General features: G+C 59.0%; 15 protein-coding genes. 9 read left to right on the forward strand and 6 right to left on the reverse strand.

Annotated features, from left to right (window positions below; translation table 11 throughout):
* The first annotated feature begins 69 nt into the window (after positions 1-69).
* Complete coding sequence (locus F7R06_RS12980) at positions 70-1,068, forward strand: NAD(P)H-quinone oxidoreductase (protein ID WP_090319158.1); 999 nt, start codon at positions 70-72, stop codon at positions 1,066-1,068.
* Positions 1,069-1,248: 180 nt separating this feature from the next.
* Positions 1,249-2,157, forward strand: coding sequence for an alpha/beta hydrolase (locus F7R06_RS12985; RefSeq protein WP_090319155.1), 909 nt, complete (start codon positions 1,249-1,251; stop codon positions 2,155-2,157).
* Positions 2,158-2,217: 60 nt separating this feature from the next.
* Here the strand turns inward: F7R06_RS12985 and F7R06_RS12990 are convergent, their stop codons facing one another.
* Positions 2,218-2,946, reverse strand: coding sequence for a hypothetical protein (locus tag F7R06_RS12990; RefSeq protein ID WP_090319151.1), 729 nt, complete (start codon positions 2,944-2,946; stop codon positions 2,218-2,220).
* 268 nt (positions 2,947-3,214) lie between these two features.
* Between F7R06_RS12990 and F7R06_RS12995 the strand changes: the two genes are divergently transcribed.
* The gene (locus F7R06_RS12995; RefSeq protein ID WP_090319146.1) at positions 3,215-4,093 is read left to right on the forward strand and encodes a hypothetical protein; all 879 of its coding nucleotides are present in this window, start codon (positions 3,215-3,217) and stop codon (positions 4,091-4,093) included.
* Positions 4,094-4,152: 59 nt separating this feature from the next.
* Here F7R06_RS12995 and F7R06_RS13000 read toward each other — a convergent pair whose 3' ends face one another.
* Positions 4,153-5,967 (reverse strand): ABC transporter ATP-binding protein, encoded by a 1,815-nt coding sequence (locus F7R06_RS13000; protein WP_090319144.1) that lies wholly within the window; start codon positions 5,965-5,967, stop codon positions 4,153-4,155.
* Positions 5,964-7,004, reverse strand: a complete 1,041-nt coding sequence (locus F7R06_RS13005; RefSeq protein WP_090319142.1) for an AraC family transcriptional regulator — start codon at positions 7,002-7,004, stop codon at positions 5,964-5,966. The genes F7R06_RS13000 and F7R06_RS13005 overlap by 4 nt, the downstream gene beginning before the upstream one ends.
* A 167-nt stretch (positions 7,005-7,171) precedes the next feature.
* On the opposite strand from F7R06_RS13005, the gene F7R06_RS13010 reads away from it, so the two are divergent.
* From F7R06_RS13010 to F7R06_RS13035, 6 genes are all read left to right on the forward strand, one after another.
* Positions 7,172-8,023: a 3-hydroxybutyryl-CoA dehydrogenase gene (locus tag F7R06_RS13010; RefSeq protein ID WP_090319140.1), complete on the forward strand. Its 852-nt coding sequence runs from the start codon at positions 7,172-7,174 to the stop codon at positions 8,021-8,023.
* Positions 8,010-8,669 carry a TetR/AcrR family transcriptional regulator gene (locus tag F7R06_RS13015; protein ID WP_090319136.1) on the forward strand — a complete coding sequence of 220 codons (660 nt, stop codon included), beginning with the start codon at positions 8,010-8,012 and terminating at the stop codon, positions 8,667-8,669. Before F7R06_RS13010 ends, F7R06_RS13015 begins: the two co-directional genes overlap by 14 nt.
* A 91-nt stretch (positions 8,670-8,760) precedes the next feature.
* A complete protein-coding gene (locus tag F7R06_RS13020) occupies positions 8,761-9,174 on the forward strand; it encodes a VOC family protein (protein ID WP_090319133.1) in 414 nt (137 codons plus the stop codon).
* 136 nt (positions 9,175-9,310) lie between these two features.
* Positions 9,311-9,739 carry a YajG family lipoprotein gene (locus F7R06_RS13025; protein WP_090319130.1) on the forward strand — a complete coding sequence of 143 codons (429 nt, stop codon included), beginning with the start codon at positions 9,311-9,313 and terminating at the stop codon, positions 9,737-9,739.
* 200 nt (positions 9,740-9,939) lie between these two features.
* Positions 9,940-10,146, forward strand: coding sequence for a hypothetical protein (locus F7R06_RS13030; protein ID WP_090319127.1), 207 nt, complete (start codon positions 9,940-9,942; stop codon positions 10,144-10,146).
* A gap of 251 nt (positions 10,147-10,397) precedes the next feature.
* Positions 10,398-10,733, forward strand: coding sequence for a c-type cytochrome (locus tag F7R06_RS13035; RefSeq protein WP_090319124.1), 336 nt, complete (start codon positions 10,398-10,400; stop codon positions 10,731-10,733).
* Between the two features lie 354 nt (positions 10,734-11,087).
* Here F7R06_RS13035 and F7R06_RS13040 read toward each other — a convergent pair whose 3' ends face one another.
* The 3 genes from F7R06_RS13040 to galB are packed head-to-tail and all read right to left on the reverse strand — an operon-like array spanning position 11,088 to position 13,632.
* Positions 11,088-12,182, reverse strand: coding sequence for a 4-oxalomesaconate tautomerase (locus F7R06_RS13040; RefSeq protein ID WP_090319121.1), 1,095 nt, complete (start codon positions 12,180-12,182; stop codon positions 11,088-11,090).
* Positions 12,183-12,184: 2 nt separating this feature from the next.
* Entirely contained in the window at positions 12,185-12,901 is a 717-nt protein-coding gene (locus F7R06_RS13045) for a 4-carboxy-4-hydroxy-2-oxoadipate aldolase/oxaloacetate decarboxylase (RefSeq protein ID WP_090319118.1), read from the reverse strand.
* A complete protein-coding gene (galB, locus tag F7R06_RS13050) occupies positions 12,898-13,632 on the reverse strand; it encodes a 4-oxalmesaconate hydratase (protein WP_090319116.1) in 735 nt (244 codons plus the stop codon). The genes F7R06_RS13045 and galB overlap by 4 nt, the downstream gene beginning before the upstream one ends.
* Between the last annotated feature and the right edge of the window lie 47 nt (positions 13,633-13,679).

Raw genomic sequence — 13,679 nt, forward strand, 5'->3', positions numbered from 1 at the left:
GCTAGCAAGCTTCACACTGACTCAACACGTCGAACCGAAATTTTTTTGTCATCACAACAGGTATTCATCATGACCCTCCCCCAAACCATGACCCAGATTGAAATCACCCAGCCTGGTGCTCCCGAAGTCCTGCAACCGCGACAGGTGCCCTTGCCTGCCGTGGGCGCTGGTGAAGTGCTGATCCGCGTGCACGCGGCCGGGGTCAATCGCCCCGATGTGATTCAGCGCGCCGGCAAGTACCCGATGAAACCCGGCATGAGCCCGATTCCGGGGCTGGAGGTGGCCGGTGAAGTGGTCGCCATCGGTTCAGGGGTCAATGACTTCATCGTCGGCGACAAAGTCTGCGCGCTGACCAACGGTGGCGGGTATGCCCAATATTGCGCGGTCCCGGCCAGCCAGACGCTACCGATTCCCGAGGGCATGGACTGGGTGCAAGCGGCAGCGGTCCCGGAAACCTTCTTCACGGTGTGGGCCAATCTGTTCGACATGGGTGGCGCCAGCAAAGGCCAGCGAGCCCTGATTCACGGTGGCACCAGCGGCATCGGCACCACCGCGCTGATGCTGTGCCGCGAGTTCGGGGTCAAGGCATTCGCCACCGCGGGCAGCGAGGACAAGTGTGCGGCGATCCGTCAATTGGGGGCCGAAGCCATCAACTATCGTGATCAGGACTTCGTCCAGGTCATTCAGGAAAAAACCGCCGGCAAGGGGGTTAATGTCATTCTCGACATCATGGGCGGTTCGTACCTGAACCAGAACATCGCGGCATTGGGCATGGAGGGCCGACTGGTGATGCTCGGCTTTCTCGGTGGTGCTCACGCCAAGGACGTCGACCTGCTGGCGATCATGGGCAAGCGCGCGGTGATCACCGGCTCGCTGTTGCGCGCTCGCACCCGGGAAGAAAAAGCCTCGATCGCCGAACAGCTGCGCGAGTACGTCTGGCCCGTGCTGGAAGCTGGTCGTTGCCTGCCGATGATCGACAAGGTTTATGCCCTTACCGAGGCGGCACAGGCCCACACCCGGATGGAAGGTGGCGAGCACATCGGCAAGATCGTGCTGCGCGTGGACTGAAAGCAACGCAAATCCCTGTGGGCGCGTGCCTGCTCGCGAAAGCGGCCTGGCCGTTGACATGGATGTTGAATGTCACGGCCTCATCGCGAGCAAGCTCGCTCCCACAAGTCGAATTTATCCCTGCTGCCGGCACACATCTGTTAAAACGCGGGCTCCATGTCTGTGCCGGTAGATCACCCGATGTCCTCTGCTTTTCTCTCCCGCTTGCGCCCACGGTGGCTGTCGCTGCTGTGCATGGCCGCGTTGATCGTCGGCCTGCCGGTGAGTTGCGGGGCGCTCAGGTACAAAGAGCGCGAGCTGCTGTTTCGCATCGAGCCGGGCACTGCCGGCTGGTATCGCGGCCTGCCGCAGGACGTCGAGGAATTTGATATCAAGCCCGCCAGCTTCAAGGCCGGGCAGAACCTGCATGCCTGGTGGTGGCCGGCGGCGCGCCGCGATGCGCCGGCGATCCTCTACCTGCACGGCGTGCGCTGGAACCTCACCGGCCAGGCGTTTCGCATCGAGCAATTGCGCGCCATGGGTTACTCGGTGCTGGCTATCGATTACCGGGGGTTCGGCCAGAGCCACGGTGACCTGCCGTCGGAGGCCAGCGTTTACGAAGACGCCCGAGCCGCCTGGGAGCGTTTCACCGCGATGCAACCGGACCCGGGCAAGCGTTTGATCTACGGTCATTCCCTGGGCGGCGCGGTGGCCATCGACCTCGCGGCAGATTTGGCTGCGCAAGCGAAACAGCAGCACATTCCGGTACCGGTACGCGGCCTGGTGATCGAGTCGACCTTCACCTCGCTGGGCGATGCCGTGGCAGAAGTCGCCGACAATAATTTGCCAGTCCACTGGCTGCCCGTGCGCTGGCTGCTGTCGCAAAAGTTCGACTCCATCGACAAGATCGTCGACATCGACATGCCGTTGCTGGTGGTCCATGGCCTGGCCGACCCGTTCATGCCGTCGCGATTCAGCCAGCAGCTGTTCAATGCCGCCAATCAACCCAAGCGTTTGTTGCTGATTCCTGGCGGTACGCACAACAACAGCATGAGCCTGGGGGGTAGCCAGTATCGCCAGGCACTCGACGGCTTGATGAGGGCCAGCTAGGCCGGTCATGCAGCCGGCAAAGCTCTATTCGAACTCGCTTTGCCGGGCTTGATCAACGAATCAGACCTGAATGTGCAGCCCCTGCTTCTTCTCGATCGGTTCCTCTTTGGCTTTTTTATATAGCTGATCCAGCCAGGAGTCCGTTGATCTCAGGTCCAGCGCGCCTTTGTTCAATAACAATCCATAGTCAATCAACCTGTGGAAGTTGGTCAGGTCCAGCGTCACCTTGCCCTCGAACTGTTTTTTATCCAGCTGGACCAGCTCGATCACCGCTTTGGCGTGATTGAAACTCAAGGACTGGAGGTCCTTTCTCTCGTTTAACAGGGTATTCAACGTGTCCTGTTCCCAGGCCGTCAGCATGTTTGGCGGCGCAGTGACTTGCAACTGCCCGTCTTCGGCCACCGTGTAGCCGAATGCTTTGTCCGCCAACTTGGGCCATAGGCTGTGCAGATTTGCTTTGAAGTCGGTGTATATACCGTCAATTGTTTTGAGCGCATCCGCTGCGCGGCATTCTTTTGCCCAAAGGATTGTAAATCTAAAGCTATCAATCCGAGTGTATAGGCCAACGTACCCGGCACCTAAAGGGGACTTTTCAATAAAGTCCTCTACCGCTTCCAAGTCATCCATGGTGAGGCCTGTAACAGCAGGAGCCTGGAGTTTCTCGATGGCCAACCTCACCCTCTCTTCAATCACCGGCTTTTCTACTGAGTCTGGTTGATTTTGCTCAGTGCTTGCCTTCACCCTTTTCGGGCAGGGCATTTGAAAAGATGCAGCGGTATTTATATTCATATCAACTACTCCTCATGGGGATTCCATGTTGCATAACGGCCAGAACGGGAAATGGGTGACCTGATAAACGCGTAGGAAAAATCCGAAAAAGGAGTAGGTATTTTCTATCAGCTCGTTGCTGATCAAGATAAAAGCCTGCTGTAACGCCAGCGATAAATATGTACCGCCTTTTACAAAGAGGAGAACGTTCAAATACAGATGCCTGCTTGGGCACAACTGCTTCAGAACTTTTACTTCTGGCATCTGATTAAATTACGAGAACGTCATCATGTGGATTACTTGCTTTAAAAATATCGGGATACGCTCGGTATTGTTGTTTTGGGGAATATTCCTGGCGGCCGGCATGGCACCGGCGATGTCTTTTTTGAGCGCCTCGGCTATTCCGGACATCGCCTCTAAAATTCCGACGGCGACAACGGCACTGCCCGACAAATTGAACACCTTGGAAGACAGTCTGGCTGACGAAACAGATGTGAAGCATTACAGCTTCACGGCGGTTCGGGGGCAAAACGTGTGGATTCATGCAAAAGAGCGCAAAGGTTCACTACTCACTCTGGAATACAATCTCAATGGCACTTGGCTCACTTTTCCTTGGGGAGAACACTTGACGGTATCCGACTTACAACCGAATCAGGAGATTCAGGTTCGCATTTCGAAGACACCCTCCGCCCCTTTCGTGCTGGGCAGCACCTACAAAATTGAATTTGGTTCAGCACCCTATTACGCCGACAGTCGCGTCCGCGGCGACGCCGGTGAGCTGCCGCTCTACTGGGCAACCACCCAGGCCTATAAAATCTTGAACTGGTCGGTCCGATTGGCGGATTCGACAGGGCATTCGCTCGAAGGCGCTACGGCGACTTTGAAATTGAACAAGGGAGCGGGCGAGATCGACTTTCCTCTTATAACGGACAGCACAGGCAGTGCGACGCAAGACATTGAGTTGGGTAGCTGTCATGGCCGTCTTAAATCTGCCCCGTTCTGGACCCGCAGTGGCAAGTATTACTATCAGTGGGACGCTGAATACAACCTGGGGTATTGGCTGATCCAGATTCAAGGAAAAGAAGCTTCAGGGGTGGGAGGCCCTAACGTGCCGAACGTTTCATTCGCGCAGATCTGTTATCAACGGATGTTGCGTAACCAGGCATGAGAATTCCGAACAATGAAGCAGGTATTTATAGTTAGCTGTTACTGCAAAACATTCATGACTCAGCGATAACCCCGCGCCTGCAAGTCAAACAACTGCGCATAGCGCCCGCCACCCGCCAGCAGTTGCTCATGATCGCCACGTTCAAGGATCTTCCCCTGATCGAGGACGATGATGTGATCGGCGTTACGCACACTGGAAAAACGGTGGGAAATCAACAAGGTCATGCGGCCCTGGGTGTGCTGGCTGAAATGCTCGAACACCGCGGCTTCCGCCGCCGGATCGAGCGCCGAGGTCGGCTCGTCCAGAATCAGGATATCGGCATCGCGGCGCATGTACGCGCGGGACAAGGCGATCTTCTGCCACTGCCCGCCGGACAGCTCCTGGCCACCGGCAAACCAGCGCCCCAGTTGTGTGGCATAGCCGCGATCCAGGCGCTCGATAAAGGGCGCGGCCATGCCCTCGGCAGCGGCCTCCTGCCAGCGCTGTTGATCGTTGAAGGCCAGGGTGTCGCCCACGCCGATGTTCTCGCCGACGGAGAACTGGTAGCGAATGTAATCCTGGAAAATCACGCCAATGCGCCGACGCAATGCGTCTTCCTCCCAGGTCTGCAAATCGCTACCGTCGAGCAGAATGCGCCCCTGGTCGGGCCGGTATAAGCGGGTCAGCAGTTTGATCAGGGTGGTCTTGCCCGAGCCATTCTCCCCCACCAGCGCCAGGCTATGGCCAGGGACAAGGTGCAGATCAATGCCTTCCAGCGCAGCGCGACTGGCGCCCGGGTAACGAAACCCGACATTCTCGAAACGCAAGCCATCGCCGGGCACCGCGCCAACGGTGAGGTGGCCGGTATCCGCCACCACCGGTTCGGCCAGGTACTCGTAGAGGCTGGAGAGATAGAGGCCATCTTCGTACAGCCCGCTGATAGCGCTCAGGCTGCTGCTCACCGCCGTCTGCCCCTGCTTGAACAACACCAGGTACATGGTCATCTGCCCGAGGCTGATACTGCCGTGCACCGTGTCGACCACCACCCAGGCATACGCCAGATAAAACGCCCCGGTGCCCAGTAAACCGAGGACGAATCCCCAACCGTCACGGCGCAGGGTCAGGCGCCGGTCTTCGGCGTAGAGACGGGCGAAGGTATCGCGGTAGCGCTGCAACAACAGCGGCGCGAAACCGAACAGTTTGACCTCCTTGATGTAGCCCTCGTGGGAGAGCAGCGTCTCGATGTAGTTCTGTTGCCGGCTCTCTGGCGCACGGCGGGTAAACAGGCGGAAGGCGTCTCCGGAAAAATGCGCCTCGGCAAAAAACACCGGCAATGCCCCCACCACCAACAGCACCAGCGCCCACGGCGAAAAATGCACCAGCAGCACACCGAAGCTGGTCAGCAGGATCAGGTTCTGGATCAACCCCAACGACTTCATCACCAGCGCCAGCGGCCGGGTCGAGGCTTCGCGGCGCACCCGTACCAGCTTGTCGTAGAACTCGGAATTCTCGAACTGCACCAGTGACAAGGTCTGGGCCTTTTCCAGAATCATCGTGTTGACCTTCTGCCCCAATTGCACACGCAACAGCGACTGCTGGACCGACAGCGCACGCTGGGTGGCGGACAGCAATGCCAACACACCCGCCTCCATCAGCACATAACGCACCACCGGCCACAGCGGCGCACTGCCCTGTTGCGCATGCAACTGCATGGCGAACACTACGGCGTCGACGATGCGCTGCCCCAGCCAGGCCGCCAGTGCCGGAAGAACGCCGGCAATCAGCGTCGCCAGCACCAGGCCGAGAAACAACCCGCGTGAGGTGCCCCAGACCAGCAGCAGGGCACGTCGGGCCTGGTCGACTAGCGAGGTGAAGCGTTCAAGAACAGGACTCACGCCCCCAGCTCCGCCACCACGTCAGCTCTTTCTCCCTGATACCGCGCCCGATAGCGTCCCGGACTTTCACCCGTCCATTTCTTGAACGCGCGGTGGAACGCACTGGGTTCCTGAAAGCCCAACTGCTCGGCGATGTCACTGATGCTCGCCCGGCTTTCACGCAATTGCTCGAATGCCACGGCACGCCGTACTTCGTCCTTGATCTCTTGATAGGAACAGCCTTCACGCTCGAGTTTCCGGCGGAAGGTGCTGGGGCTCAAATGCTGCTCGAGGGCGAAGGCCTGCAGGGTCGGCCAATCACTGTAGTGACTGGAGCGCAAGCGCTGATGCACCTGGGACGCCAGGCCATGCTGGTTGCGGAAGCGGATCACCAGCCACTGCGGCGCGGTACGCAGGAACACTTTGAGCGACGCCAGGTCCTGAACCACCGGCAGACGCAGGTAGTGACTGGCGAACTCGATTTCGGTGCGCTCGGCGCCAAAGGTCAGATTGGGTCCCCAGAGCAGGCGGTCGTCGCTCAGTGACAGGCGCGCGTGGCGAAAGTCGGCGCGGTCGATCGGAATGCGCCGGCCACCGAGCCAGCACAGCAGGCTGATCATCAGCACCAGAAAGGTTTCTTCGCCGAAGCGGCTGGCCTCTTCGTTGGCCGAATGGCTGTCGAGGCTGATGACGGCACGCTTGCCGCGCACCGTCAGGGTGCCGCGAAAGTCGCAGAGGAACAGCGCGAAATTCGCCAGGCACTGGCGCATGGCCTTGTGCAGATCGGGCTCCTGAATCAACGCCCGGCAAATCAGAGCGAATGCCCCCGGTGGCATGCCGTGGGCGTCGAGCCCGAAGAACTCATCGTTCAGTTCGCGGATCTGGATCAGCCACAACGCCGCAAATGCATTGGCCGGCACCCGCGCCGTGGGTTGCCCGATCACCGCCGGATCGATGCCCGCCTGTTCGAGCACGGCCTGCACTCGCTGCGCATCGTCGCCCATCCCGTGGAGCATTGCCTGCACGAAGTAGGCGGCCACCGAGTCCTTTTCCCGCATGTGAACGCTTCTCTCCCCATCACCCGAAATGGCAAAAAACACCAGCGCCGTTGAACAGTTTCGGCATAGGACAACCGCCCTGCCAGCTCTAGACTCGCTGCCAATAGTACGCCTTCGGCCGTGACCGCGGCCAAGGTATTGCAAGGTTTGACCGGAAGGACGGCAAGATGAATCTGCAAAACATTGGCGTGATTGGCGCAGGCACCATGGGCAACGGCATTGCGCAAGTCTGCGCCCTGGCCGGTTTCAGCGTGACCTTGATCGATATCTCCGAGAACGCGCTGCAAAAAGCGCTCGCGACCGTTGGCAAAAATCTCGATCGGCAAATCGCCAAAGAAACCCTGACGCCCGAGCAAAAACTCGCCGCCCTCGACAAGATCCGTACCAGCACCGATTACGCCAGCCTGCAAGGCGCACAACTGGTGATCGAAGCGGCTACCGAGAACCTCGATCTTAAACTGCGTGTGCTGCAACAGATCGCGGCCCAGGTCAGCACCGACTGTGTAATCGCTTCCAACACCTCGTCGCTGTCGATCACCCAACTCGCCGCCAGCGTCAGCCAGCCTGAGCGTTTCATCGGCCTGCACTTCTTCAATCCGGTGCCGGTGATGGGGCTGATCGAAGTGATTCGCGGCCTGCAAACCAGCGACGCCACCCACGCCCTGGCACTGGAGATGGCGACCAGGCTTGGCAAAACCGCGATCACCGCCGGCAACCGTCCGGGGTTTGTGGTTAACCGGATTTTGGTGCCGATGATCAACGAAGCCATCCTGGTGCTTCAGGAAGGCCTGGCCAGCGCCGAAGACATCGATGCCGGCATGCGCCTGGGTTGCAACCAGCCCATCGGCCCGTTGGCCCTGGCGGACCTGATCGGCCTGGACACCCTGCTGGCGATCATGGAGGCCTTCTACGAGGGCTTCAACGATAGCAAGTACCGCCCGGCGCCACTGCTCAAGGAAATGGTCGCCGCCGGTTACCTGGGACGCAAGACGGGGCGTGGCTTCCATGCCTATGCCTGAGCGTTGCTCGCGTTTCGCCGAATACCGGGACAAGGTGCTGGAGCTGTTTGCCAGCAAAGGTTTCGGTCAGGTCGGCATGCGTGAGCTCGCCACGTGCCTGGGGTTGTCCCCGGGCTCGTTGTATCACCATTACCCGAGCAAACAGCACTTGCTGCTCGATTTGATCGAGGAGTTCTACGAAGAGCTGTTGGCCACCCTCGGGCGCATCGAGAAAAAGGCCCCGAACAAACGCGATCGACTGAACAACCTGATCCGCGCGCACCTGAATCTGCATCGCGACATGCCATGGCATTTCCGTCTGGTCGAGCGCGACAGCGGTTGCCTGAACGAAGAGCAACAGGTTCGGGTTCAGCAACTGCGCGAGCAGTACGAGCGCAGGTTACTGCTGATGCTCGGTGCCCGCTCGCGGTTCAGTGAGTCGGGCCAGTTGGCGGCCGGTCACGCCATTGCTGCGCTGCTCAACAGTGCTCCGACCTGGTTGACCGCTCACGCCCTCGATGAGCATGAGCACCACGAGTTGCTCGAAAGCATGGTCAGCGGTGCCATTGAACGCCTGCTGGCGCCACGCCGTGCAAACGAGGCAATAAGCCTGGCCTCCTCTATCGAGAAAACATCTAAAAAAACCCAGGCTCCCACGCCGATTTAGCGCTTTGCTTGCCGGGTCAATGCCATCGGAATTTTGCCGTCGAACCCTTCGTCCAATCCGATGCACACCTTCAATGACCGGGAGCCGAACCATGAAAATCAATCCCTACCTCATCTTCAATGGCGACTGCAAAACCGCATTCACCTTCTACGCCCAAAGCCTGCAGGGCCGAATCGAAGCCATGACGACTTTCGGTGAAACCCCTGTCGGCGAGCAGATGCCCAAAGACCTGCACAACCTGATCATTCACACCCGCCTGCTGGTGGGCGATCAAGTGCTCATGGGCTCGGACACCACGCCCGACCGCCCGGTGGACGACATGAGCGGTTGCTCGATTTCCCTCAACGTCGACAGCATCGCCGAGGCCGAGCGGGTCTTCACTGCACTGTCGGAAGGCGGCAGCGTGCAAATGCCCTTGGACACCACGTTTTGGGCGGCACGTTTTGGCATGCTGGTAGACCGTTTTGGCGTGTCGTGGATGGTCAACTGCGAAAAGGATCAGTGAGAAAGTCCTGCTGATCGGCGATGTTCAAGGCATGAAAAAGCCCAACCTTGAGAGGTTGGGCTTGCTGGCAACTCTCGGGCCGTCTGCTACCGTCAAATAGTCACCCGCATAGCAGCGACCTTTCGGAGGATCCCCTATGCCAGTCCATGACCTGTCATGGTCCACCCGATTGAAACTGTCGCTTCTGGCTGGCGGGCTGACCGCCACCCTGCTGGTTCTCAGCGGGTGCGCAACCGTCGACGCCCAGACGACCGCTTATGTCGGAGTCGAGCATCCTGCGCCAACGCTGCCCAGTGAAGTGGTCGTACTGCGTACCGAGCCGCTGCGCCCACATGTTCGATTGGGTGAAATATTGATCGACGCCAGCGTCGATCCCGCACCGCCCATCACCCAGGTAGAAGAAAAACTGCGGGATGAGGCGGCCAAGCTCGGTGGCGATGCGGTGGTGGTGGTCTATGACCATATTCAAGCGGTGGGGGCTTATGTCAACGGGCCGCTATGGGCCCGGGATGTAAAGACCATTGAGGGGCGCAAGCTTAAAGGGATCGTCATCAAGTACCGATAGCGTGGTCCTGCGTCGAATGCCCGGGACACAACCTTTCGTCGTAAATGAAAACGCAGCGACCCCCCAAGCCCCATGTCTGGCTTAGGGTTTGCACAGGCCCGACGTAGCGCCCCAGAACGACATAATTCTGACGCGGCTGCGCCTCAATTCAACGCTTAAGGACTCCAGCGATACGCTTGGTCAGTCACCGGAGATGTAACGTGTCTACTCTCAATGAAATCGCAGCGAACCACGCGAGAATGGCCAAGGCAAAGGAGGAAGAGACGACCGCGCTGAGTGAGCGAACGCTTCATGTGGTGGGCAGTATCGAAATCCCGTGCAAAGATGCGCAACAGCATGTCTCGCTGCACCTTATTGCAGGCGTACAGGAGAGCAACCTCGGTCAGGTGGTGGGTTACTCACTCTAACCGCACTTGACAGTGCGCCCCCTGTGGACCTGTCGCCCGCCTGACCGTGAACGTACTTCAACCTGCGCCATACTCAGGCGCTGGCCAAAGGCAGAACAAAGCTGATCGCCTCACCAACTCCCAAAAGCCCGGTCGACGCCGGGCTTTTCTTTTCCTTCACTTTCTCCGCCTGCGCCACCCTCGCCTGCTGCTACGCTCACATAGCGCCCCTGAAGCAGCTAACGTCACTGCCGGGCCGCCAGGAGCCCAAAATGAAAGGCGCATTTGTAACACTCATAGCCCTGCTCACTTGCTCATCGGCAATAGCCTCGACACCCGATGGAGAAATGCTTTTCCAGGAAAACTGCAGTGTCTGTCACGGCGCTCGAGGGATGGGAAGCTCAGCCCCCAGGCTGGCCGGAGATGCCAGTGAATGGAAATCAAAGGTCTTCGAGCGAGCGGTACTGAGCGGGATCGACGACCATGGAAAACCCTTGAAAGCGCCAATGCCGCATTGGGCTGGAACGAGTTTCAAATCTGACAATGGTGCAATGCCCAGCAAGCTTGAAGTTGATGCAATACAAAAGTACCTGCATAAGCAAAAGTAGTGCATCGGGTCAGGCGGGGTGCCATGGGTGCCAGTACCCTCTCATGAGCAGAACGTTGAGGAGAAGCCCGGCGCAGCGCCTGGCTTTTGTTTCCCCTCCGCCACACCGCACTAGAAGGATGCATCCAGCCCAATATCGGGCTTTTCCGTATCTGCGACATCCTTTTCACCATTCACTCACACTTCAAGGCGCAGATTATCCCTGCTCCTTAGAAGATTCCCATTTGGTCCGCCCGCATGCGGGCCATTTTTTTGTTCGTTATTTGGCGATGTAGCCTTTCGATAGACATCAAGAGGAGATCGCCCCGGGCATCAGGGCAGGGACATACCGTTGCACCGCGCGTGTTTTTAAGTGTTATCGCTGAGATGCATCCCGGTCATTCCACAGATTCGTCGGAACACATACGGCTCCATCCAACAACAACCTTGCCGTTCGCATCAGCCCGCAACTGACCAACTGACCATTGTGCAGGCGCAGTTCCACGGTGAACTCGCCCATCGAGTGTTCAACCGAAACCTGCTTTACGTCCCCGTCTTTCACAATGGCCAGACGCATAGCCACACTGCCCTCGATCAAGCAGGCAGCGGCAACACTGACCGCACCGAATACCCCGATGCTGGTATGGCAACGATGAGGGATGAATGTACGGGTGCTGAGCGCCCCACCGGCTTGTGCCGGTGCAATCAGGCACATTTTTGGCACGTTGCGCTGTCTCACATCGCCGAGGTTCATGCGTGGGCCGGCCTGCAGGCGGATCGATTCAAGGCGGCCTTTCAACTCAGTATTGGCATCCAGTTGTGCCGGACTCTCATAGCCGCTCAGAGCGAGGTCTTCGGCTCGGATCAGCACCACTGGCATGCCATTGTCCACGCAAGTGACTTCAACGCCGTCGAACAGATCCACTGCGTTGCCAGTCGGCAACAAAGCACCGCAACTGGAGCCGGCGACATCCTCGAACTCCACGATCAATGACGCACCACCGCCGGGAACTCCGTCGATTCGCGCATCACCGGTATAGCAAACTGCACCATTGGGGGTAGGCACATGCGCAATCGCAATCTGCCCAGTGTTCTCCATGAAGATACGTACCGGGGTCACATCCCCCGTCACGTCCAGCAGTCCACGTTCGATGGCGAACGGGCCGACACCGGCGAGGATGTTGCCGCAGTTCTGGCCGTAATCGACTCGCGGCTCCTCCACCAACACCTGGGCGAAGAGGTAATCAACATCAGCTTCGGCACGCGTGGACGGCTTGATGATTGCTACCTTACTGGTCAGCGAGTCGCCGCCACCGATGCCATCGATTTGACGCGCATCTGGCGAGCCCATGACAGCGAGCAAGACGCGGTCTCGCAATGCCGACTCCTCTGGCAAGTCCTGAGCAAGGAAATAAGCCCCTTTCGACGTCCCACCGCGCATCAACAGGCAAGGAATGCGTGTCTGGCTCATGCTCAATCTCCGAGATCGTCAAGACTGTCGACGTAGCGCAAGCCTTTTTCAGCGAGGCGTGCACGCATGTTGTAGATGTCCAGCCCCAATTCGCCCTTCGCCAGGCGCAAGGCCTTTTGCTCTTCCAGATCGGCACGCGCTCGACTAGCTTCGACAACCTGGAGCACTTCGCCGCGACGCACGATAACCACACCATCGTCATCGGCTACCACCACGTCACCCGGGTTAACCAACTGACCGCCGCATACCAGTGGCAGGTTGACCGAACCAAGGGTCTCCTTGATCGTGCCCTGAGCACTGATGGCGCGAGACCAAACCGGGAACCCCATCTCGCGCAGCGTGTGGGTATCACGCACGCCGGCATCGATCACCAGGGCGCGCACGCCGTGAGCCTTGAGCGAAGTGGCGAGCAGGTCGCCGAAGTAGCCGTCGGTGCATGGCGAACTGGGGGCGACCACCAGGATATCGCCGGGGCGGCACTGCTCCACCGCCACATGGAACATCCAGTTGTCGCCCGGTGCCACCAGCACCGTGACCGCCGAGCCACTGATCACTGTGCCTCGTTGTATGGGGGCGATCGATGACGTCAGCAGGCCTTTTCGCCCCTGAGACTCGTGGACGGTCGCGACACCGAAGCGCCGCAATTCATCGACCAACACCTGCTCGGCCCTGGCGATGTTGCGCACGACAACACCGGTTTTTCCGATCAACTCGCTCATGCCAGATTCTCCGTCACGCGCGGGAAGATGCTCTGGTAGCCCTCGCCATAAATGATGTCGCGGCTGGAGGTGATCCCGACGTTGCGCTTGGCTTGCACACCACGCTGCAGGGCAACGCGCGTGTAGTACTCCCAGAGGTGTTCCTGACCGGCCATGCACTGGATGGCGGCGTACTTTTTGTCCCAGACCGAGGTGATGTCCAGCAACACGTCAGGGCGCCATTCGCATTGCTCGGGCTGGTGAGGTTCGAAGCTGTAGACCGGTGGTGCGCCGACGATTTTCTCGCCCGGTTTGTAGCCTTCGGCCTGGGCGATGATGCGTGCCTCTTGCGTCAGGTTCATGGCCAACGGGTGATCGTAGTTATAGGGATCTTTCAGCGAGTGGCTCAACACGAATTCGGGCTGAACCCGGCGGAACACATCGGCCAGGCGAAACAGGGTTTCCTTGTCGGCACGCATCGGGTAGTCGCCGATATCGAAAAACTCGACACTGGCACCCAGGATATCGGCGGCGGCTTGGGCCTCTTCGCGGCGAGCGCTTTTGACTTTGTCTTCGCTCATCTCGCCCTTGCGCCACAGCTTGGCGGACTCACCGCGTTCGCCGAAGGACAGGCAGACGATGTGCACGTTGTAACCCTGTTGTGCATGTAGCGCGATGGCACCACCGGCACGCCAGACGAAATCGGCAGAGTGTGCGCTGACGACCAGCGCGTTTTTTGGTGACTCGATCATTGCGAATGCTCCTTGTGCGTTTCGAAAGAGCATCGCATCGGCCACTA

It is taken from the genome of Pseudomonas moorei (assembly GCF_008801475.1).
In the GTDB taxonomy this organism is placed as follows: Bacteria; Pseudomonadota; Gammaproteobacteria; order Pseudomonadales; family Pseudomonadaceae; genus Aquipseudomonas; species Aquipseudomonas moorei.

Coding starts and splice junctions, on each gene's coding strand:
- F7R06_RS12980 (WP_090319158.1), top strand. CDS start 70: ATGACCCTCCCCCAAACCATGACCCAGATTGAAATCACCCAGCCTGGT.
- F7R06_RS12985 (WP_090319155.1), top strand. CDS start 1,249: ATGTCCTCTGCTTTTCTCTCCCGCTTGCGCCCACGGTGGCTGTCGCTG.
- F7R06_RS12990 (WP_090319151.1), bottom strand. CDS start 2,946: ATGAATATAAATACCGCTGCATCTTTTCAAATGCCCTGCCCGAAAAGG.
- F7R06_RS12995 (WP_090319146.1), top strand. CDS start 3,215: ATGTGGATTACTTGCTTTAAAAATATCGGGATACGCTCGGTATTGTTG.
- F7R06_RS13005 (WP_090319142.1), bottom strand. CDS start 7,004: ATGCGGGAAAAGGACTCGGTGGCCGCCTACTTCGTGCAGGCAATGCTC.
- F7R06_RS13010 (WP_090319140.1), top strand. CDS start 7,172: ATGAATCTGCAAAACATTGGCGTGATTGGCGCAGGCACCATGGGCAAC.
- F7R06_RS13015 (WP_090319136.1), top strand. CDS start 8,010: ATGCCTATGCCTGAGCGTTGCTCGCGTTTCGCCGAATACCGGGACAAG.
- F7R06_RS13020 (WP_090319133.1), top strand. CDS start 8,761: ATGAAAATCAATCCCTACCTCATCTTCAATGGCGACTGCAAAACCGCA.
- F7R06_RS13025 (WP_090319130.1), top strand. CDS start 9,311: ATGCCAGTCCATGACCTGTCATGGTCCACCCGATTGAAACTGTCGCTT.
- F7R06_RS13035 (WP_090319124.1), top strand. CDS start 10,398: ATGAAAGGCGCATTTGTAACACTCATAGCCCTGCTCACTTGCTCATCG.
- F7R06_RS13040 (WP_090319121.1), bottom strand. CDS start 12,182: ATGAGCCAGACACGCATTCCTTGCCTGTTGATGCGCGGTGGGACGTCG.
- F7R06_RS13045 (WP_090319118.1), bottom strand. CDS start 12,901: ATGAGCGAGTTGATCGGAAAAACCGGTGTTGTCGTGCGCAACATCGCC.
- galB (WP_090319116.1), bottom strand. CDS start 13,632: ATGATCGAGTCACCAAAAAACGCGCTGGTCGTCAGCGCACACTCTGCC.